Origin of the sequence: Bacillus sp. 166amftsu (assembly GCF_900107445.1) — a bacterium.
In the GTDB taxonomy this organism is placed as follows: domain Bacteria; phylum Bacillota; class Bacilli; order Bacillales; family Bacillaceae_G; genus Bacillus_A; species Bacillus_A arachidis.
In genome coordinates, this window is sequence record NZ_FNQA01000004.1 from 155,678 (window position 1) to 175,848 (window position 20,171).

Here is a 20,171-nt window from a genome sequence, read left to right on the forward strand (position 1 = left end):
GGTGCTAGATAAGATCGTCATGTTTATGAAAGAGTAAAGATTTAATTAAGAAAAAAGAAACCTCAAGTTGTTATCATTTGAGGTTTCTTTGAAATTTATTCAAATTTAGTTATCATTGATCCTGTTTTATATGTATTGTTAGGATCAAATCGTAATAAATCTCCATATATAAGTTTGTCGGAATAATTTAATTCTGTTTTTGCTTTTTCAATATATGGCTGGCAAATTGCTGAATCAATAGGTTCACCTGTGCTTTTTTTATAGCACATATTTTTTGTATAAACATAATCGTTTGTTACGAAACTACCATCACGCATAATCATAAGTGGATCTTCATTTTTTATAAATAAATCAGTACCAAATTCAATGGATTGGTTTGTTTTGATACCAAGTAAATGGAGCAATGTTGGTTTTAAATCGATTTGTCCAGATACTTTGGGAATGATTTTTCCTTCTTGACCAGGAACGTGAATAATAAGTGGTACACGTTGCAGCTGCATTGAATCAAATGGAGTTATGGATTCTTTACCGAGAAACTGTGCCATCGCAGTATTATGGTTTTCAGAAATACCATAATGATCTCCATAAATAACTATAACTGAATTATCATATAGCCCCTCTTCTTTTAATCGATTGATAAATAGTTTAAGAGCTTCGTCTGTATAGCGAACGGTTGGGAAATAACGATTGAATACACCACTCTCAGAATTATACTCATTAATGTATTGATCTTCTGGATTTAAAAGAAATGGGAAATGATTTGTTAATGTAATAAATTTTGTGTAAAACGGTTGTGGCAAGGATTTAAGCTTTGAAATCGATTGTTCAAAGAACTCTTTATCTTTTAGTCCCCAACCAACAGACATTTGTTCTGTTCCTGTATAATCATTGAGGTTAAAATAACGATCGTATCCGAGTGCTGGATACATTACATCCCGATTCCAAAAGGTTTTATCATTTGAATGGAATACAGCGGAATAATATCCGTATTTTTTTAACTGTTCAGGAGTTGCTGTGTATTCATTTTTTGCATGCGTAAAGAATACAGAGCCGCGGTCTAATGGGTATAATGAATTTTCTACAATAAATTCGGCATCGGATGTTTTTCCTTGTCCAGTTTGATGATAAAAGTTATCGAAGTAATAACTATCTTTTATAAATTGATTTAAAAATGGAGTAATTTCTTTTCCATTTATTTTTTTGTTGATAACAAAATTTTGTGTGGATTCCATTGAAATTAAAATGACGTTCTTTCCTTTTGCAGCTCCGAATAAATTTTTATCAACTTGTTTATCTTTTGAATTCACATAGTTTTTAATTTCAGAAAAACCGTCTCCACTTGCAAATACACGCTCTGCAGAAGATTTAGACTGAAGTGTAATGTCAAATAGGTGATACGTGTATAAACCTAGATTTTTCACAACAGTTTGACGATCAAAAGAGTGTGAAAATAACTGTGGCTTATGAATGACAGAAACAATAACTTGCAATGCTAATAGAGCTGTTACACCACTAAAAAAGGTTCGTTTTTCAGAGCGGGACAGTGGTGTGTTATCACAGAAGTTCGGGAACTTACGTGAAATAAAAATTAAGATCATCGCATCTGCAAATAGAAGTAATGTTTTGTACGTAAATAGTTCTTTAATACTTGTTCCTAAATCAGCCATGTTATTTGTTTGGAATAGAACAGGGAATGTGACAAAGTCATTATAAAATCCATAAAACATTGCATTTCCAAATAAAATAAATGACAGCAAAAAGCTTATTCCAATAATAATTCGATTTCGATATTTTGATGCTAATAAAGCTAGACCAAAAAATAAAAGCAATGAAGCAATTGGATTAAACAAAAGCATCATTTCTTCAAAGAAGCTATCAATTTTAATATCGAAGGCTAGCTTGTACACAATATATGTTTTGATCCATAATAAAACGACTGCAACAAGTGCAAATCGTAATTTTGGGAACAAATGTTGTAACATAATATACTCCTCTCCTATACTTATGACAGTTATAGTGATTGTACCTTACTGAATAGAAGTTTCACTATATATACGAACAGCCCTATATGATTATGATTATTATACTATGTGTACTATTATACGAGAACAAAGCGGGATTGTGGATGATTTTTGTAATAATCGAGTAGAAAAAGAGAAGTGGGAGAAAATAAAATGAAACTTTAATTCATGGATGCTGATCCATTGATTAAAATAATGGGATGAAAACGTTGCGTAAGAATATGGAGGTTGTAATGAAAAAGTTACTTTGTTTAGCGTTATGTAGTGTTTTTATATTATTTTCTTCTCCAGCAGCGATTGCAGCACAATATGATGTACCTTTAATGGAGGATGCCCTCTATTCTGTATTGTTTCCAAAAATAAACGCTGCGATTGAAAAGAATTATGGAAAACTAAAGCCATATGATTGTCCCAAAATCGTGAGTTTAAAAAAAATTTATAGTGGTACATATGTATTTCAAGCTGTAATTGAAGTGACAAAATATGAAGTTAAAAGGGGAAAGGTGCTTCCGCCATTTGAAAAAATAAGAATTACGTTTGATAATGATGAGGGAGAATGGACTGTGAAAAAAATAGATATAAAGCGCTTGCCGAATGATACGAAATTAAATTGTAAAAAATTAATGTAAAAAATTGTTTGACAAATAAATTATTCGTTTGGTATTGTTAATACCAATATAAGCTGTTTGAAAATTAAATAGTATTACCTCATCTACTCTCAAAGGTAGAGGCCGCGATAGGAAAGAGTAAGCTATGGGAGATTTAGTGGAATCTGTGATCATAGATTGAAAGGGACTATTGCCGAAATATAAGATTGACCACATCATTCATATATTGGGACTACATTGAATAAATGTAGTACTGTCATAAAATTTTATTTTATGGAGAGCTATTTGGAGATGTTGATGCGGTTTCTTATTTGAGAAGATAACAACTCGTTTATTTTTTCATGATATATGATTCCTAATAAGAAACGCGTGTGAACATTGTTCCGCGCGTTTTTTGTTTATCCAAAAGCGTGCTGCAATGAATAGAAGACTGGGGTTATAAGTTGTAGAGGGAATAAGGGAGGAATTCAAATGTATTTACACGGCACAAGCCGAATCAATGAGCAAGGACACTTAGAAATTGGAGGATGCGATACAGCGCAACTAGCTAAACAATATGGAACACCACTTTATGTATACGATGAGGCTTCTATTCGTGAAAAATGTCACGCGTTTCATCATGCTTTCCAGGAAAGTGGGTTCTCTTATCAAGTAGCGTATGCAAGTAAAGCGTTCTTGTGCATGGAGATGTGCCGAGTAGCTCGTGAAGAAAATATGTCGTTAGATGTTGTTTCTGGCGGTGAATTGTATACTGCTCTGCAGGCGGGCTTTCCTGCATCGCGCATTCATTTTCATGGTAATAATAAGACCGAAGAAGAAATCATAATGGCACTACAAGCAGGTATTGGATGCTTTGTAGTAGACAATTTCTTTGAAATGGAAGTATTACATGATTTAGCACAGCAGTATGGAAAAATTGTAAATATATTAATTCGAGTTACACCTGGGGTAGAGGCACATACGCATGAATATATTACAACAGGGCAGGATGATTCGAAATTTGGTTTTGGGGTTTCTACTGGCCAGGCAATGCAGGCAATTCAAATAGCGTTAGGAAAATCAAATTATAATGTGTTAGGCATTCATTCGCATATTGGGTCACAAATTTTTGAAACAGCAGGATTTGTTCGGGCGATTGAAGTATTGTATAACTTTTTAGAAGAAATAAGAGAACAGACTGGTTATGTTGTAACGGTGTTAAACGTCGGTGGAGGTTTTGGGATTCGATATACGGAAGCTGATACACCACTTACACTTGAAACATATGTGCATGCTGTCACTGATGCAGTGAGAGAACAATTTACACGAAATAATTATCCCCTTCCTGAAATATGGATTGAACCAGGTCGTAGTATCGTTGGGGATACAGGAACAACAATTTATACAGTAGGAGCTGTAAAAAATATTCCTGGTATTCGTAAATATGTGTCAGTCGATGGTGGAATGACAGATAATTTAAGACCAGCTTTATATGGAGCACGTTATGAGGCGATGTTAGCAAATCGAGGGAAAGCAGCGGCTGAAGAAGTTGTTTCGATTGCTGGAAAGTGTTGTGAGAGTGGGGATATGCTTATTTGGGATATAGAATTGCCGCAAGTTGCTCCAGGAGATCTGTTAGCAATTTCTTGTACAGGAGCATATGGATATTCTATGGCAAACAATTATAATCGCATTCGTAGACCAGCTGTAGTATTTGCAAAAGATGGAGCGTCGCAAGTTGTTGTTGAACGTGAAACATATGAAAATATAATTGGGAACGATCGCATACACATAAAAGAGCTTGTGTAATCAATAAGAAGGAGTTGCTTAGACTGAGCAACTCCTTTAAAAAAGAAAAAATATAAAATATATCGGAAAACTAGGATTGAAAAAAATCAGAATTATGATAAAATACAGATACAAAGCTTATCAAGAGAAGCGGAGGGAACTGGCCCTACGAAGCTCAGCAACCTGCTTATGAAAGCAAGGTGCTAAGTCCAGCAAAATGGCATCCATTTTGAAAGATAAGGTAAAATATATTACCGAACAGTCTTTTCGAAATGGAAAAGATTTTTTTTATGAATAAAAAGGGGGGCTGTTCGTGGGAGTACGTGGACATTTTGACGAAGTAGCTGAGAAAATTCAAACGATGCTTGCAGGTATGAAATATGGTTCCATTACAATTGTTGTGCAAGATGGAAAAGTGATTCAGCTTGAGAAAAGTGAAAAAGTACGCTTAAAGTAAAAAGCGCTGACTAGAAAAACTAGAGGCGGTTTTAATCTATTTTATTAGGTTAAAACCGTCTTTTTGTGTTATAGGGGGAAATAACATGCTGACGTATGAAACGTGGAAAGAGGATTTCGTTTCTTTTTCTGAGGAAGATGAAACGAAGGGAGCATTACAAGTATTAGAATGGGCTTATAAACATTATGAGGATGATATTGTATACGCATGTAGCTTTGGTGTAGAGGGGATGGTGTTACTACATCTTATAAATCAAGTAAATCCATCTGCAAACGTTGTATTTTTGGATACAAACGTTCATTTTCAAGAAACATACGATTTAATTAAGCGAGTGCGCGAAAGGTTTCCAAATCTCAAAATTACTGAAAAACAACCCTCGCTAACGCTTGAAGAGCAAGCAAAGGAGCATGGGGATAATCTGTGGGAGCATAATCCAAATCTTTGTTGTAAATTAAGAAAAATTTTACCGCTGGAAGAGTCTTTATCGAGTGGGAAATCTTGGATATCAGGACTAAGAAGGGAACAATCTGAAACACGTAAACATACAAGATTTATCAATCAAGATCATCGCTTTCAATCTATTAAAATTTGTCCACTCATTCATTGGACGTGGAAGGAAGTGTGGCGTTACGTATTTAAGCATCATTTACCGTATAATCCGCTGCACGACGTTGGGTATCCAAGTATAGGTTGTGAAAAATGTACATTGCCTATTGGAGAAGGAGGAGATTCCAGGGACGGACGATGGGCTGGAAAGTCGAAAACGGAATGTGGCCTTCATTATCAATAAGAATTTAAGCACTTTTAAATATATGTGAAAGAGGCGGACAGGAAAATGAGTAAAACAAACATATTAGTAAATCGCGTTGATGAATCATATGAAATAAAGGGAGTTACAAAAGAAATTGAATTAGACCAAATGGCTTTAAGTGATTTAGAGCTTCTTGCAGTAGGTGGTTATAGCCCCCTTACAGGATTTTTAGGGAAAGAGGATTATCAATCTGTAATAGAAACAATGCGCCTAGTAAACGGGAGTGTATGGAGTATCCCTATCACACTACCAATAACGGAAGCAAAGGCGAAGCAATTAAAAATTGGTGAAGAGGTTCGTCTTGTCAAAGAGGGAATCACGTATGGTGCCATTCAAATAGAAGATATTTTTACACCGGATAAAGAGAAAGAAGCGTTGCTTGTCTATAAAACCACTGATATTGCCCATCCAGGTGTGAAAAAATTATATGATAGACCGAATATTTATGTTGGAGGAACAATCACGCTTGTAAAGCGTTTTAAAAATGATAAGTTTGCTTCTTATCACTTAGATCCAAGCGAAACTCGTGCAGAATTTAAAAAGCGAGGTTGGAAAACGGTAGTAGGTTTTCAAACAAGAAACCCTGTCCACCGTGCACATGAGTATATTCAAAAGTCTGCACTGGAAATTGTAGACGGCCTATTTTTGAATCCGCTTGTTGGTGAAACGAAATCAGATGATATTCCAGCTGATGTGCGTATGGAAAGTTATGAAGTGCTGTTGAAAAATTATTATCCGAGTGATCGTGTCTTTTTAAGTGTTTTTCCAGCGGCAATGCGTTATGCGGGACCACGTGAAGCGATATTTCATGCGCTAGTTAGAAAAAACTTTGGCTGTACACACTTTATTGTCGGACGTGATCATGCGGGGGTAGGTAATTATTATGGCACGTACGAAGCGCAAGAGATTTTTGCGAACTTTACAGTAGATGAGTTAGGGATTACACCACTCTTTTTTGAACATAGTTTTTACTGTACCAAATGTGAAGCGATGGCTTCTACGAAAACGTGTCCACATAGTAAAGATGACCATGTTATTTTATCTGGTACAAAAGTACGAGAGATGTTACGAAATAGAGAAATTCCGCCAAGTACATTTAGCCGTAAAGAGGTGATAGAAATATTAATTCGTGGTTTGCAAAAAGAAGTCGTTACAAAATAAGGAGAGAGTAAGATGGGAAGAAATATTACTTGGCATACAGCATCTGTTTCAAAAAAAGAAAGACGGAAGAAAAGTGATCACCACAGTTTTGTGCTCTGGTTCACTGGATTGTCAGCTTCTGGAAAATCAACAGTAGCCAATGTGGTTGCTAGGAAGTTGTTCGAAAGAAATATAGGGAATTATGTGCTCGATGGCGATAATATTCGTCATGGTTTAAATAAAGATTTGGGCTTTTCCGAAAGTGATCGGACAGAAAACATTCGTCGTATTGGTGAAGTGGCGAAGTTATTTGTAGATCAAGGGACAATTGTATTAACAGCATTTATTTCACCATTCCGAGTGGATCGTCAGCAAGTACGCGATATTCTTGAAACGGACGAATTTATCGAAGTGTTTGTAAAGTGTCCAATAGAAGAATGTGAGAAACGTGATCCGAAAGGACTCTATAAAAAAGCGAGGCAAGGCGATATTAAGCAATTTACTGGTATTGATTCGCCGTATGAGGAGCCTGTAGAGGCAGAAGTGGTAGTAGAAACACATCTTTATTCAATCGAACAATGTGCAGAACAAATTATTGGTTACTTACAAGAGCGTAGCTTTATATAGGGGGAATAAAAATGAGTTATGAAAAAGTGTGGGCAAACAATGAAAAGTTAAATGCTACAGAGAAAAAGAAATTAGAAAAAGACGGGTTAGAAATTTTTAAAGCGATTCCGTATTATGCTGAACATGGATTTGATTCTATTCCAAAAGAAGAATGGGATTCATTTAAATGGGCGGGGTTATATTTACAGCGGCCAAAAGAAGCGGGATATTTTATGATGCGCGTGAATATTCCTTCTGGTATTTTAACGAATGAACAAGTGGAGGTATTGGCTTCGATTGCGGAAGATTATGGTCGTGATGTTCTGGATATTACTACAAGGCAGGCGATTCAATTCCATTGGCTTGAAATTGGTCAAATACCAGATATTTTTGACCGATTAGAAAAAGTAGGATTATCATCAGCTGGAGCTTGCGGTGATATTACAAGAAATATCATTGGGAATCCTCTTGCTGGTATTGATGGTGACGAATTATTTGATACTGCACCAATTGTAAAAGAAGTGTATGAGTTCTTCCAACATAATGAAGAATTCTCGAATTTACCTCGAAAATTTAAAATGTCAATCAGCACAAATGTATATAATGCAGCAAATGCTGAAATTAACTGTGCTGCCTTTATTCCAGCTACAAAAGAGATTGATGGAAAAACAGTGGAAGGATTTCATTTACGAGTAGGCGGAGGATTATCTGCCCGTCCGTATTTAGCGCAAGAGCTAGATTTGTTCATCCTTCCTGAGCAAGTGAAAACAGTAGCGATTGCAATTGCTACAGTTTTCCGTGATTTCGGATATCGTGAAAAACGACATTTAGCACGTTTGAAATTCTTAGTTGCCGATTGGGGACCGGAAAAATTTAAAGACAAATTATTAGAATATACAGGGCCTTTACATGATAAAGGAAAAGATGCTTTAAAAGGGTGGAACGCGGGTTATTTCTACGGTGTTCATAAGCAAAAACAAGGTGATTTATCATACGTTGGTTTTAACGTACCTGTTGGACGTTTACATTCTGAGGAGTTCTTTGAAATTGCTAGAATTGCGAAACAGTACGGAAATGGAGAGATTCGTACATGTAATTCCCAAAATTTCATCATTCCGAATATTCCGAAAGAAAATGTGGAGGGACTGTTAAAAGAACCTTTATTTGAATCTATTTTTGCAAGTCCAAAATCTTTTATAGGATATGCAGTATCGTGTACAGGGATTGAATATTGTAACCTTGCATTAGTGGAAACGAAAGAAAGACTACGTAATATTGCAGATTATTTAGATACGCAGCTTGTTTTAGATGTTCCGGTTCGTATTCATATGGTAGGGTGTCCAAATTCATGTGGGCAAAGACAAATTGCAGACATTGGTTTGCAAGGGGTGAAATTGAAAACGAAAGAAAAAGGAATTGTGGAAGCGTTTGAAATTTATGTAGGTGGTACGTTATTAGATGGTGGCGTCTATAACCAAAAATTAAAAGGGAAAATTGATGGGGAAGACCTTCCAAATGTTCTTGTATCATTTTTAACATATTTTAAAGAGCATAAACTGCCAGCTGAAACATTTTATGAGTTTGTTGGACGCATTGGTATAGAAGATTTACAATCCGCGTTAAATGTTATTTTAGAAGAAGTGATTGCATCATAGGGGGGAGGGCAATATGGATTTATATCGTTTTGAAGCAGTATTGGAAAATGGTGTTATTCCTGTAGTAGTTGTTGCACAAAGTGAAGAACAGGCATTTAGACTTGTGGAAGTAGAATTAGAGAAGTATTTTTTACCGCTGCCAGAAGTTAAGGAAATCTCTCTATATGAAAAAAAGAAGATTCGAAAAGGGGCAGCATTTGTCATTCATGAGCAAGAGACGTTGTAATACAAAATATTGGAAAGTTGGTAGAAAACGAGTGGGAATCCCCCTTTGTTCTTTATAGTCATGACGTAAATGTCAGTAAATCAAAATGGGTATATATTGTAACTTCCATTCGTAATAGCGATGGAAGTTTCACTTTATAGTAGAAATGAGGAGAGATGATGGGAAAAGTATATATTGTTGGCGCAGGGCCGGGAGATCCAGATTTAATTTCTGTAAAAGGAGTCAAGTGTATCAAGCAAGCAGATGTCATTTTATATGATCGTCTTGTAAATAAAGAATTACTTTCTTATGCAAAGCCAAATGCAGATTTAATATATTGTGGGAAGCTCCCAAACTATCACACGATGAAACAAGAAACAATTCATGCGTTTCTTGTTAAATATGCGAAAAAAGGGAAAATTGTAACGCGCTTAAAAGGTGGGGATCCATTTGTATTTGGAAGAGGGGGAGAAGAAGCAGAAGTATTAGCGAAGCAAGGTATTCCATTTGAAATTGTACCTGGTATTACAGCTGGGATTGCTGCTTCAGCATATGCAGGTATTCCTGTTACTCATCGAGACGCGAGCGCGAGTTTTGCTGTTGTGACAGGGCATCGAAAAGATGGTGCTGAAGAAGAAGTGAAGTGGGAAAACTTAGCGAAAGGGGTCGACACGCTTGCTGTTTATATGGGAGTAAGTAATCTTCCTTATATATGTGAACAACTTTTGAAACATGGAAAAGAGGAAGATACACCTGTTGCTATTGTGGAGTGGGGAACTACATCATCTCAGCGAACTATTACAGGAACGTTGGGAACAATTGTAACGATTGCCGGAAATGAGCAGATTCAAAATCCGAGTATGATTGTGATTGGGGAAGTTGTTCGTTTTCGTGAAAAAATTCATTGGTTTGAACAACAGGCTGATACTACGTATCCAGTAAGTGGAGTGTTATAAAATGAAAGCTGTATTATATATATGCCATGGAAGTAGGCTCCGAGAGGCGAAAGAGGAAGCAATAGATTTTGTTTCTTCTTGTATGAATCGTGTGTCAGCTCCTATTCAAGAGCTGTGCTTTTTAGAGTTAACAAGGCCTTCTATTTCAGAAGGGTTTGCCGCTTGTGTAAGAAGAGGAGCAACAGAAGTTGTTGTTGTTCCTGTTTTTTTATTAGCAGCAGGGCATGTGAAAGAAGATATTCCAAATGAATTGAAAAAACTGCAAAATAAATATCCGCACATTGCAATTACTTACGGAAATCCGTTTGGTGTTTCAGAACCCCTTGTATCAGCCACGTACGAGGGAAGTGGCATTAAAGTTTCTGAAAGCGAAGTGACCTTATTACTTGTCGCAAGAGGAAGTAGTGATCCTAGGGCATTAGAAGATATGAAACGTATTGCTTCTTTGTTTGAAAAAGAAGAGAAAGTTAAAAAGGTAGAAGTATGTTATTTAGCTGCAGCAGAACCGCGATTTGAAGAAAAGTTAAAAGAAGTTGTAAAACGAGCTAATGAGAACATCGTCGTTCTTCCTTATTTATTATTTACAGGATTGCTAATGAAACATATTGAACGAGAAGTTCGCAATTATAGTAATTTGAATATATATGTAAGTCCTTATTTGGGAAGAAATCATGTGTTTCAAGAGGTATTGATCCAGAAGACGGAAGAAATTTTAAGGGGAGATGAACGTGTATCCACTTACAGTTCGAATTACAAATAAACGAGTTATTGTCATTGGTGGTGGACGAGTAGCGTCATATAAAATAGCTCCTTTACTAAAAGAAGGAGCGGATATAGTTGTAGTGAGTCATGATTTAGATCCGAGCTTAGTGAAGCTTGTAGAATCAAAGCAAATTCGTTGGTTTCAAAAGGACTATGAAAAAAGTGATTTAGAAGATGCATTTTTAGTAGTAGCAGCTACAAGTGATGCGATATTAAATGAACATATTGCACAAGATGCATCATTAAACCAGCTTGTTAATGTAATTACTAACCCTGAAAGTGGAAATGTTCATTTTCCAGCGACTATTCATCGAGGGAAGCTCAATGTTGCTGTTTCTACTGGAGGTGCAAGTCCAAAACTTGCGAAAAAAATTCGAGATGATATTGCGGAAAAATATGATGATGTGTATGAAGGGTACCTTGATTTTTTATATGAGGCGAGAATGAAGGTGAAGAAATTGTCTCTAGAAAAAAGAAGACAGCACATTTTATTACAAGAAGTGTTGAAGTCTGAGTACATTCAAAATCCGCAAAAAAGGGAAAGATTTTTACAAGAGTTAGATGAAAGGGGATATAAAAGAATAGATTAAATACTTCTTTACAAACATAGCAATCTACTCTATAATCACTAGTAACTTCAATATATGAAATCGATGAGCAAGAAGAGTACGTATATTTGATGCGTTCAGAGAGCTGGGATAAGGTGTGAGCCCGGTACGATAAAATATACAGAATGGGCTTGCGAGAGGTATGCTGAACATTTTAGTAGGCAGCCCGGGTTCCGCCGTTAAAAGGATAGGGTATCGGATGTTTCCTGTACCTGAACAAGTGGGATTGTTTAATCCAATTGAGGTGGTACCACGGTATTCTATTACATATATCGTCCTCTACATGCATAGTAGCGTGTAGGGGACTTTTTTATTTTCTAAAGGAGGTGTGCGAGTATGAAATGAAAGTGTATAATTAATAAAAGTGTAAATATTCAGAAAAGGAGATTTTATCATGAAAGAAACACAGCAATGGACGTCGAAAATAGGTTTTGTACTCGCAGCAGCCGGAGCCGCAGTAGGACTTGGAGCGATATGGAAATTTCCATACGTTGCAGGTAATGGTGGAGGAGGAGCATTTTTCCTAGTCTTCTTATTATTAACTTTGTTTATTGGTATGCCTCTTCTTATAGCTGAGTTTGTTATAGGTCGTAGTACACAAAAAGAAGCGGTTACTGCATATAAATTGTTAGTACCAAATAGTAAATTATATCCATGGATTGGTCGTATGGGCGTTGTTACTTGTTTTAGTGTATTATCCTTTTATAGTGTCGTAGGTGGATGGATTTTATTATATCTATATTATAGTGTGACAGGGGATTTTTGGAGCGGGGCAGTTGAATATGGAAAATTGTTTGAACAAACAATTTCGAATCCTGCTAGTGCAGTAGGCGCTCAGCTGATCTTTATGCTTTGTACTATTTTCGTTGTAAGTAAAGGTGTAGAAAAAGGAATCGAAAAAGCAAGTAAGTATATGATGCCGCTATTATTTATTTTGTTTATTGCTATTATTATCCGTTCTCTTACACTTGATGGCGCATGGGCCGGGGTAGAGTTTTTCTTAAAACCTGATTTTTCAAAGTTAACAGCAGATACGATTTTATATGCGATGGGACAATCTTTCTTCTCGTTAACGGTAGGAGCCTCTGTGATGGTAACGTATAGTTCGTACTTAAAGAAGGAGGAGCATTTAGCGAAATCAGCAACATCCATCGTAAGTTTAACTGTTTTTATTACAGTACTTGCAGGTTTAGCGATTTTCCCGGCGATCTTTGCATTGGGGGTTAAACCAACAGAAGGACCGGGATTACTGTTTATCGTTCTTCCTGCTGTGTTTGCGAAAATACCATTCGGACAATTTTTCTTTATTATGTTTTTAATTTTATTCTTCTTTGCAACTTTAACTTCTGCAATCTCGATGCTTGAAATTGTTGTCGCGTCTGTAGCGAAAGATAATGAGAAGAAACGTCCTTCAGCATCATTTATTATCGGATTACTCATTTTTGCCGTTGGAATTCCATGTGCTCTATCATTTGGTGTTATGAGTGATGTAAAAATCTTTGGAAAAACATTTTTTGACTTAGTAGATTTTACGGTAAGTAATGTATTGTTGCCGTTAGGAGTACTAGCGATTTCATTGTTTGTGCCAAATAAAATGAGTAAAGATTTATTAATGAAGGAGTTAGAAGTTACAGAAACAAAAGGAAAAACATTATTTAACGTGTGGTTTTTCTTGTTACGCTATATTATTCCAGTAACAGTAGTAATTGTATTTTTGAATGCAATTGGTGTGTTTAAAATGTTTACAAAATAAAAAGGCGAGGGGGATTCCCTGCCTTTTTATTTTATCCCGCTATTCGCGGACAGTAATACTCTCGTTGGTTAAAGTTTCACTTTATTGTGATGTAGATGTTTGTAATAAACGAGTATATGTCTTATAAGCTGTAGCAATTGATATAACGGAACCAATTAAAAATAGGATCGCACTACCAAGCGTAAATAATCGGCCAACATATGTTTCTTTGGCTTCTTGTAGTTCTGCTTGTTGTTCTATATTCATGTGTATCCCCCCAGATGAATAGGCATTTTGTTTTAGTTTATGTAAAATGCCTATAAAGTGTTAAAAACAAAGGGGCTTATAATAAAGAATATAATTTGGACATAAATAAAAAAACTCGGTATGCACCGAGTTTTTTATTTATAATCCGATATAAGGAGAAGGATCAACGGCATTTGTTTTACCTACATTCCATTCACCGATATGAAGTTCGAAGTGTAAATGCTGTCCGAAAGATTGGCCAGTGTTTCCCATAAATCCTAATTGTTCGCCTTGTTTTACAGTTTGTCCGTTCGATACAGAACGACTGCTCATATGAGCGTATACTGTTGTATAAGTTTTACCATTGATACGATGTGATAAATACACGACATTTCCGTAACTGGATGACATCTCGGAACGAATGACAACGCCATCAGCAGCTGCAATAATTGGAACTGTTCCGGAAGCAGCGATATCAATTCCTTTATGGTTATCTAAAGAACGTGCGCCGAATCCAGATGTTTTTGAACCGGCTGCTGGCTTAATAAATCCACCTTTGTTTGTATCTTGTGGTGTTGGAGCAGCTTCTGAAGATGTAGTAGCTTGTTTCCGAGCTTCCTCTACCTTACGTGCCTCTTCAGCTTTCCGAGCTTCTTCTGCGCGTTTTTCTTCTTCAATCGCCTTTTGAACAGCTTGACGCTGATTTTCTAAAATACTTTTTGATTCTTCTAATCCTTCAATCTCAGAATCTACTTTTGATACTTTGGTATGTAAATCGTTAATAAGTGTCTGTTGTTCTTGTTGGTTTTTCTGAAGTTCTTGTTGTTTTTGCTCCAATTGTTGCTCGGATTCTTTTAGTTGTTGTTCTATTTTTTCAACGGCCTCTTTTTCTGCCTTTACAGTTTCTTGATCAGTTGTTTGCTTTTTTACGATGTCTGTGTCGTTATTTAAAATTAAACTAACGGAATACACATTATCGACAAGGTCGGCAAAATTGTTTGAGTTCATCAATACTTCAGTTATGATGTTTGTTCGTGGTTTCTCTTGCATAGATTGTAGTCGTTGTTTAATGACATCTTGGCGAGTGTCAATATTAGTTTGTAATTGCTCAATATGTTTCTTTTTTTCAGCAATTGTTTGTTGTGTTTTACTAATTTCTTTTTTTGTATCGTTTAATTCAGTTTCGTTTTTATTAATAGAAGCCGTTAAATCATCGATTTTTTTCTGTAATTCTTGTATTTCTTTTTCAATTTGTTCTTTCTCTGCTGATTTGTCCTGTAATTCTTGTTGATTGCCTTCTAACTCGGCTTGAATATTAGATAATTTATCTTGACTTGTTTCTGCATATGCTGGTGATAGCAAAGGAGAAACAAAAATAGTCCCTGCGGCTAAAACGCTGAAAGCTGTAAATTTCTTCTTCATTGTTGTCTAGCTCCCTTCTCTATGAATGTATATATCATAAGGAGAAGAAGAGTGTCTATTGTTGTAATCATAATGTAAAGGAAATTTTATAAAATTGCTAAGATTTGTCGGAATTTAGCATGATTTGGAGGAGTTTGTCATCAGTTTGAAACTATGCAATGGGATCCAAAATCGGATTTTAAAATTTTTTGATGTGAAACGAGTGAGAAATGTTGGCATTTTTCATAATGAAATCGTTTTTTTGAAACCTATAAATCATCAGTGAGGAATCGTTCTCATGTTAGGTTTTCTGACATGGGTTTTGTTTTTGTCAAGAAAATTATTTGTATTCATGCAAAGTTATTTTGTTGTCAGATTTAATTTTATGATTTATCATTTTAAACAGGGACAAATGTAGTGAATTGTCGAATAATATGTAATACTCTTACTTTCACTGTTTCATAACAAACGAGAAAAATAGAGTAAAAGCATCTAAGAAGGGGGTTGCAGCAAGTATGAAAAGAATTGGACTTGCATGGCAAATTTTAATAGGTCTTGCGCTGGGTATTGCGGTAGGGGCGATTTTTTATGGCAATACAGCAGTTGTAGGATACTTACAACCAATTGGTGATATTTTCATTCGATTAATTAAAATGATTGTTGTACCAATTGTCGTAGCGAGCATCGTTGTTGGTGTTGCTGGCGTAGGTGATGTAAAGAAGCTTGGACGATTAGGCGGAAAAACAATTATTTATTTTGAAATCATTACAACAATTGCAATCGTTGTAGGCCTACTGGTAGCGAATATTTTCCAACCAGGACAAGGCGTAGATATGAGCAAATTAACAAAGACAGATATTTCTAAATATACACACACGACAGAACAAGTACAGAGTCACTCTTTTGCAGATACATTTGTAAACATTGTTCCGACAAATATTGTGAAATCTCTAGCTGATGGTGATATGCTTGCTATCATTTTCTTCTCTGTACTATTTGGTTTAGGCGTTGCAGCAATTGGTGAAAGAGGAAGACCAGTTCTTCAATTTTTCCAAGGTGTGGCAGATGCGATGTTTTATGTAACGAACCAAGTTATGAAATTTGCACCGTTTGGTGTATTTGCTTTAATTGGTGTTACAGTTTCTACATTTGGTCTATCTTCATTAATCCCATTAGGGAAATTGCTCATTGTCGTATATGGAGCAATGATTTTCTTCGTTGTCGTTGTTTTAGGCTTGACAGCGAAAATATTCGGAATTAATATTTTCCAATTCTTCAAGATTTTGAAAGATGAACTTATTTTAGCGTATTCTACTGCAAGTTCAGAAACGGTTTTACCGAAAATTATGGAGAAAATGGAGAAGTTTGGTTGTCCAAAAGCAATTACTTCTTTCGTTATTCCGACAGGTTATTCGTTTAACTTAGATGGATCTACATTATATCAAGCAATTGCAGCAATTTTCTTAGCGCAAATGTATGGTATTGATTTATCAATTTCGCAGCAAGTTACATTATTGCTTGTATTAATGGTGACATCTAAAGGGATTGCGGGTGTACCAGGCGTATCATTTGTTGTATTGTTAGCAACACTTGGCACAGTAGGTATTCCGCCGGAAGGCTTAGCATTTATCGCAGGTATTGACCGTATTTTAGATATGGCTCGTACAGCAGTTAACGTAGTTGGTAACTCTTTAGCAGCTGTTGTTATGTCTAAGTGGGAAGGTCAATATGATGAAGCAAAAGGACAAGCTTATCTAAAAGAACTTTCAGAGAAGCGAGCAGCTTAATTGGTAATGAATAAAGCCCTCACAATAGAGTGAGGGCTTTTCTGCATAGAGAATGGAGAGGGAATAATGAAAAGAAAGTATGGGGATGGTTCTTCTTGGAATCGGTTAATAGAGAAAACATATGAAGTAAAGGCAATAGAGCAAGGTATGTTAGGTATATTGCGTATACAAAAGGTAAAAGAGCCGAGCTATAAGAAATATAATGATCGAGAGCTTTGTATTGTAGATGCAGGTTATACGTGGGTGCAGTATTTTATAAACGATAAGAACTTTGCCATCACAGCTATGTTAAATGAAAAAAGGGAATTAGTGCAGTATTATATTGATGTGGCTAAAGAATATAAAATAGATGAGCGAGGTATGCCATATTTTGATGATTTATATTTGGATGTAGTGTTATTACCTAATGGGGATATATATTTGCTTGATGAAGACGAATTAGAAGAGGCATATAGAGATGGAGATATTTCTAAAGAGGAATATAATGAATCGGTGGATACAGCAAAATGGCTTATCGAAGTAATTGAAAAAGAAAAATTCCCTTGGATTACAATTTTAGAAAAAGAAATTCAAAAATTAAAATGAATATTTTTCGTTTGTAATGCTTGATTTATTCGTACTTTTGTATAAATATCAAAAAAATACCAACTATTTTTATACAAATAATAATTGACTTTTGATTAGTAAGCGGGTAAAGTTAGGGAAGAAATTATTATTAAAAAATAAAATATGAAACCTTCTTATAAAGAGAGGCGGAGGGACTGGCCCTACGATGCCTCGGCAGCGGACTCACGATAGAGTGCTGTGCCAAATCCAGCAAGCATGTGCTTGAAAGATGAGGAGAGTGTTTCTTATAGATGTATAAGACCTCTTCTCTTTGGAAGAGGTCTTTTGTTATTGGATAGAAAAGGTTTAGAATTAGGGGAGAGATGTTATTTTGAAACAAACGAGAGGGAATGGCTTAGCATTATTACCACTTGGAATATTTTTAGCACTATTTATTGGTTCTGGAATCATTACAGGTGATTTTTATAAATTGCCGATACTAGTAGCGATTTTAATTGCTGTAGGAATTGCATTAGCGATGAATAGAAAAGAAAGTTTTACAGCAAAAGTAGAACGGTTTGCCAAAGGGGCTGGTAATCCGGATATTATGATTATGGTGTTAATCTTTGTACTTGCAGGTGCGTTTTCTGAAGCAGCAAAAGGAATGGGTGGAGTTGATTCTACAGTTAATTTAGCGCTGTCTATTTTACCGCAAGGATTTATCGTTGCTGGAATTTTTGTTATAGGGTCCTTTATTTCATTAGCAATGGGAACTTCAATGGGAACGATTGCTGCATTAGCACCAATTGCAGTCGGTATTAGCCAACAAACAGATATTTCTATTGCACTAGTAATGGCAACAGTTGTTGGCGGAGCGATGTTTGGTGATAATTTATCATTTATTTCTGATACAACAATTGCAGCGGTTCGCTCGCAAGGTACGGAAATGAAGGATAAGTTTAAAACAAACTTTTTAATTGTATTACCAGCTGCTGTTATTACCATCGTATTATTGGTTGTGCTTACACTTGGAAATGATACAGAAATAAAAGCTCATGCATTCGATTGGGTGAAAATTTTACCGTATGCGGGTGTGTTAATAACCGCGTTACTTGGTTGGAATGTACTTATTGTATTAACGGGCGGAACGGTTTTATCAGGTATTATTGGTCTTATTGATGGGAGTTACACATTGGCAAGCTTCTTTAAAAGTGTAACAACAGGAATTAATGGTATGATGGAGCTAGTACTTTTATCGATTTTAATCGGAGGAATGGTTGAAATCATTCAATATAATGGTGGTATTCAGTATTTAATGGACGTATTAACACGTAATATTCGTTCGAAAAAAGGTGCTGAATTTGGAATTGCTGGTTTAGTAAGCATGACAAATATGTGCACAGCGAATAACACGATTTCTATCATATTTACTGGCCCTCTTGCAAAAAACATTGCGGATCAATATGAAATTGATCCACGAAAATCAGCAAGTGTATTGGATCTTTTCTCATGTTGTATACAAGGGTTGATTCCGTATGGTGCTCAAATGTTAACGGCAGCAGGATTTGCAGCATTGTCACCGGTTGAATTGTTACCATATGCGTTTTATCCAATTTTGGTTGGGATTTGTGGTGTGATTTCTATCTTAATAGGCTTTCCGCGATTTTCAAAAGTAGCAGAAAAAAAGCAATATCATAAAACTGCTTGACCTTAATGTGAATCGTATAGAATATAAAAACGCTCAGCCAATAAATGCTGGGCGTTTTTTGTTACTTATAAATCCTTCTTTAAATAGTAATGCTTATAGTCTCTTCCTACATTATCAAGAATACCAAATTCTTGATAACTGTGCTTTTTATAAAAGTCTAAGGCTTGAAAGCTTAAAGTATCAACTTTTATAAAATCACAACTTCTTTCTAAAGCAATTTTTTCTACTTCTAACAACAATTTGGATCCATATCCTAATTTGCGGATGTCTTCATCAATCAAAAGAGTATGAATCTCTAACCAGTTCCAGCAAACTTCACCTAATAGTCCTCCGCGGACCTTGTCATTTTCATCTTTAAGAAATAAATGAATTTCTGAGTATCTTCCTCTTAAATCTGGTGGGAAATGTTTTAAATTATATTCGTAAAGAGCATTGTTGATATAGTTTTTATCGGCAGTATTCATTTCTTTTACAATATGAAAATTCATAATATAAGTCTCCCTTTATTTGGATATAGCCTTCTTCCTCATTTTAACATATTTTTCAAAGTTAATTTCTAAAAATTTTGATTTTGTTTAAACTTCACTATATTTAACTTTAAAGCGAATATTATCATTCAAAGTAGCAAAAAAGTCTTTGTTTCTATATATATGAGATTTGTAAAGGGCTGAATGCGACTCAGTCTTAAGTCCGAGATGAAAACGGTTCTTAAGCTCGTTATGGAAAAACGAAAAAATAGTTAAGATAAGAGTATCAAATCGAAGGGAGGCAAGCACAAGATGAAACAATTTCTAGCGTTTATCGCAGCTGGTATTTTGGCTTTAATTGCTCTTGGAAGTCTTGCTGGTATAGTAGGATTCGCAATTGGAGCAGGAATTGTGTATTGGAGCTATAAATCATTTGTGCGGGCACAATCATTTTTTGGGAAATTAGCTTGGGGTATTGGTGGTTTAATCGGCTTGTCAATCGCCCTATCTCATTCACCGGCATTAATCGGTATTGCGGCATTAGTAGTTCTATACTACGGATACCGTGAGTGGAAAAAAGAAAAACATGTAGTAGTTGATTCTGCTTCAGAAGGTTCTAAACCATATAGTAACTTTGAAGATGAATGGAATAAGTTAATGAAAAACTAATATAAAACAACTTAAATCA

The 20,171-nt window shown here is 35.6% G+C and carries 20 protein-coding genes, 3 riboswitches and 1 other annotated feature; of the genes, 16 read left to right on the forward strand and 4 right to left on the reverse strand.

Annotation, left to right across the window (positions count from 1 at the left end; translation table 11 throughout):
* Positions 1-95: 95 nt before the first annotated feature.
* Positions 96-1,982, reverse strand: coding sequence for an LTA synthase family protein (locus BLV40_RS13960; RefSeq protein ID WP_026591283.1), 1,887 nt, complete (start codon positions 1,980-1,982; stop codon positions 96-98).
* Between the two features lie 272 nt (positions 1,983-2,254).
* Between BLV40_RS13960 and BLV40_RS13965 the strand changes: the two genes are divergently transcribed.
* The 12 genes from BLV40_RS13965 (at position 2,255) to BLV40_RS14025 (ending at position 13,349) form a co-directional block, all read left to right on the forward strand.
* The gene (locus BLV40_RS13965) at positions 2,255-2,650 is read left to right on the forward strand and encodes a DUF3888 domain-containing protein (RefSeq protein WP_026591282.1); all 396 of its coding nucleotides are present in this window, start codon (positions 2,255-2,257) and stop codon (positions 2,648-2,650) included.
* An 88-nt stretch (positions 2,651-2,738) separates the two neighbouring features.
* Positions 2,739-2,921: riboswitch (Lysine riboswitch) on the forward strand.
* 179 nt (positions 2,922-3,100) lie between these two features.
* Positions 3,101-4,417 (forward strand): diaminopimelate decarboxylase, encoded by a 1,317-nt coding sequence (gene lysA / locus BLV40_RS13970; protein ID WP_090691003.1) that lies wholly within the window; start codon positions 3,101-3,103, stop codon positions 4,415-4,417.
* A gap of 114 nt (positions 4,418-4,531) precedes the next feature.
* Positions 4,532-4,639, forward strand: a riboswitch (SAM riboswitch).
* A gap of 70 nt (positions 4,640-4,709) precedes the next feature.
* Positions 4,710-4,853: a YezD family protein gene (locus tag BLV40_RS13975; protein WP_081810990.1), complete on the forward strand. Its 144-nt coding sequence runs from the start codon at positions 4,710-4,712 to the stop codon at positions 4,851-4,853.
* Positions 4,854-4,938: 85 nt separating this feature from the next.
* Positions 4,939-5,643, forward strand: coding sequence for a phosphoadenylyl-sulfate reductase (locus BLV40_RS13980; RefSeq protein WP_090691006.1), 705 nt, complete (start codon positions 4,939-4,941; stop codon positions 5,641-5,643).
* 45 nt (positions 5,644-5,688) lie between these two features.
* Positions 5,689-6,825, forward strand: a complete 1,137-nt coding sequence (sat, locus tag BLV40_RS13985) for a sulfate adenylyltransferase (RefSeq protein ID WP_090691008.1) — start codon at positions 5,689-5,691, stop codon at positions 6,823-6,825.
* A gap of 12 nt (positions 6,826-6,837) precedes the next feature.
* Positions 6,838-7,431, forward strand: a complete 594-nt coding sequence (gene cysC, locus BLV40_RS13990; RefSeq protein ID WP_090691010.1) for an adenylyl-sulfate kinase — start codon at positions 6,838-6,840, stop codon at positions 7,429-7,431.
* Positions 7,432-7,442: 11 nt separating this feature from the next.
* Positions 7,443-9,065 carry a nitrite/sulfite reductase gene (locus BLV40_RS13995; RefSeq protein ID WP_090691012.1) on the forward strand — a complete coding sequence of 541 codons (1,623 nt, stop codon included), beginning with the start codon at positions 7,443-7,445 and terminating at the stop codon, positions 9,063-9,065.
* A gap of 13 nt (positions 9,066-9,078) precedes the next feature.
* Positions 9,079-9,291 (forward strand): DUF3906 family protein, encoded by a 213-nt coding sequence (locus BLV40_RS14000; RefSeq protein WP_090691014.1) that lies wholly within the window; start codon positions 9,079-9,081, stop codon positions 9,289-9,291.
* 158 nt (positions 9,292-9,449) lie between these two features.
* On the forward strand, positions 9,450-10,226 hold the full coding sequence (gene cobA / locus BLV40_RS14005; RefSeq protein WP_026591275.1) for a uroporphyrinogen-III C-methyltransferase: 777 nt from the start codon (positions 9,450-9,452) through the stop codon (positions 10,224-10,226).
* A 1-nt stretch (position 10,227) separates the two neighbouring features.
* On the forward strand, positions 10,228-10,986 hold the full coding sequence (locus BLV40_RS14010) for a sirohydrochlorin chelatase (RefSeq protein WP_026591274.1): 759 nt from the start codon (positions 10,228-10,230) through the stop codon (positions 10,984-10,986).
* Positions 10,955-11,578: an NAD(P)-binding protein gene (locus BLV40_RS14015; protein ID WP_026591273.1), complete on the forward strand. Its 624-nt coding sequence runs from the start codon at positions 10,955-10,957 to the stop codon at positions 11,576-11,578. Before BLV40_RS14010 ends, BLV40_RS14015 begins: the two co-directional genes overlap by 32 nt.
* A gap of 54 nt (positions 11,579-11,632) precedes the next feature.
* Positions 11,633-11,879, forward strand: a binding site (T-box leader).
* Positions 11,880-11,990: 111 nt separating this feature from the next.
* Positions 11,991-13,349 carry a sodium-dependent transporter gene (locus BLV40_RS14025; protein WP_139265533.1) on the forward strand — a complete coding sequence of 453 codons (1,359 nt, stop codon included), beginning with the start codon at positions 11,991-11,993 and terminating at the stop codon, positions 13,347-13,349.
* Between the two features lie 81 nt (positions 13,350-13,430).
* Here BLV40_RS14025 and BLV40_RS28625 read toward each other — a convergent pair whose 3' ends face one another.
* Positions 13,431-13,595, reverse strand: coding sequence for a hypothetical protein (locus BLV40_RS28625; RefSeq protein WP_170833661.1), 165 nt, complete (start codon positions 13,593-13,595; stop codon positions 13,431-13,433).
* Between the two features lie 138 nt (positions 13,596-13,733).
* Positions 13,734-14,996, reverse strand: coding sequence for a murein hydrolase activator EnvC family protein (locus tag BLV40_RS14030; RefSeq protein WP_090691018.1), 1,263 nt, complete (start codon positions 14,994-14,996; stop codon positions 13,734-13,736).
* 494 nt (positions 14,997-15,490) lie between these two features.
* Between BLV40_RS14030 and gltP the strand changes: the two genes are divergently transcribed.
* The 3 genes from gltP (at position 15,491) to BLV40_RS14045 (ending at position 19,016) form a co-directional block, all read left to right on the forward strand.
* Positions 15,491-16,762 (forward strand): glutamate/aspartate:proton symporter GltP, encoded by a 1,272-nt coding sequence (gene gltP / locus BLV40_RS14035; RefSeq protein ID WP_026591270.1) that lies wholly within the window; start codon positions 15,491-15,493, stop codon positions 16,760-16,762.
* 66 nt (positions 16,763-16,828) lie between these two features.
* A complete protein-coding gene (locus BLV40_RS14040) occupies positions 16,829-17,347 on the forward strand; it encodes a ribonuclease FAU-1 family protein (RefSeq protein ID WP_090691021.1) in 519 nt (172 codons plus the stop codon).
* 152 nt (positions 17,348-17,499) lie between these two features.
* Positions 17,500-17,604: riboswitch (SAM riboswitch) on the forward strand.
* A gap of 95 nt (positions 17,605-17,699) precedes the next feature.
* On the forward strand, positions 17,700-19,016 hold the full coding sequence (locus BLV40_RS14045) for a Na+/H+ antiporter NhaC family protein (RefSeq protein WP_090691023.1): 1,317 nt from the start codon (positions 17,700-17,702) through the stop codon (positions 19,014-19,016).
* 65 nt (positions 19,017-19,081) lie between these two features.
* Here the strand turns inward: BLV40_RS14045 and BLV40_RS14050 are convergent, their stop codons facing one another.
* Positions 19,082-19,504 (reverse strand): GNAT family N-acetyltransferase, encoded by a 423-nt coding sequence (locus BLV40_RS14050; RefSeq protein ID WP_090691026.1) that lies wholly within the window; start codon positions 19,502-19,504, stop codon positions 19,082-19,084.
* 291 nt (positions 19,505-19,795) lie between these two features.
* On the opposite strand from BLV40_RS14050, the gene BLV40_RS14055 reads away from it, so the two are divergent.
* A complete protein-coding gene (locus tag BLV40_RS14055) occupies positions 19,796-20,152 on the forward strand; it encodes a lmo0954 family membrane protein (protein ID WP_026591266.1) in 357 nt (118 codons plus the stop codon).
* The last annotated feature ends 19 nt before the right edge of the window (positions 20,153-20,171 follow it).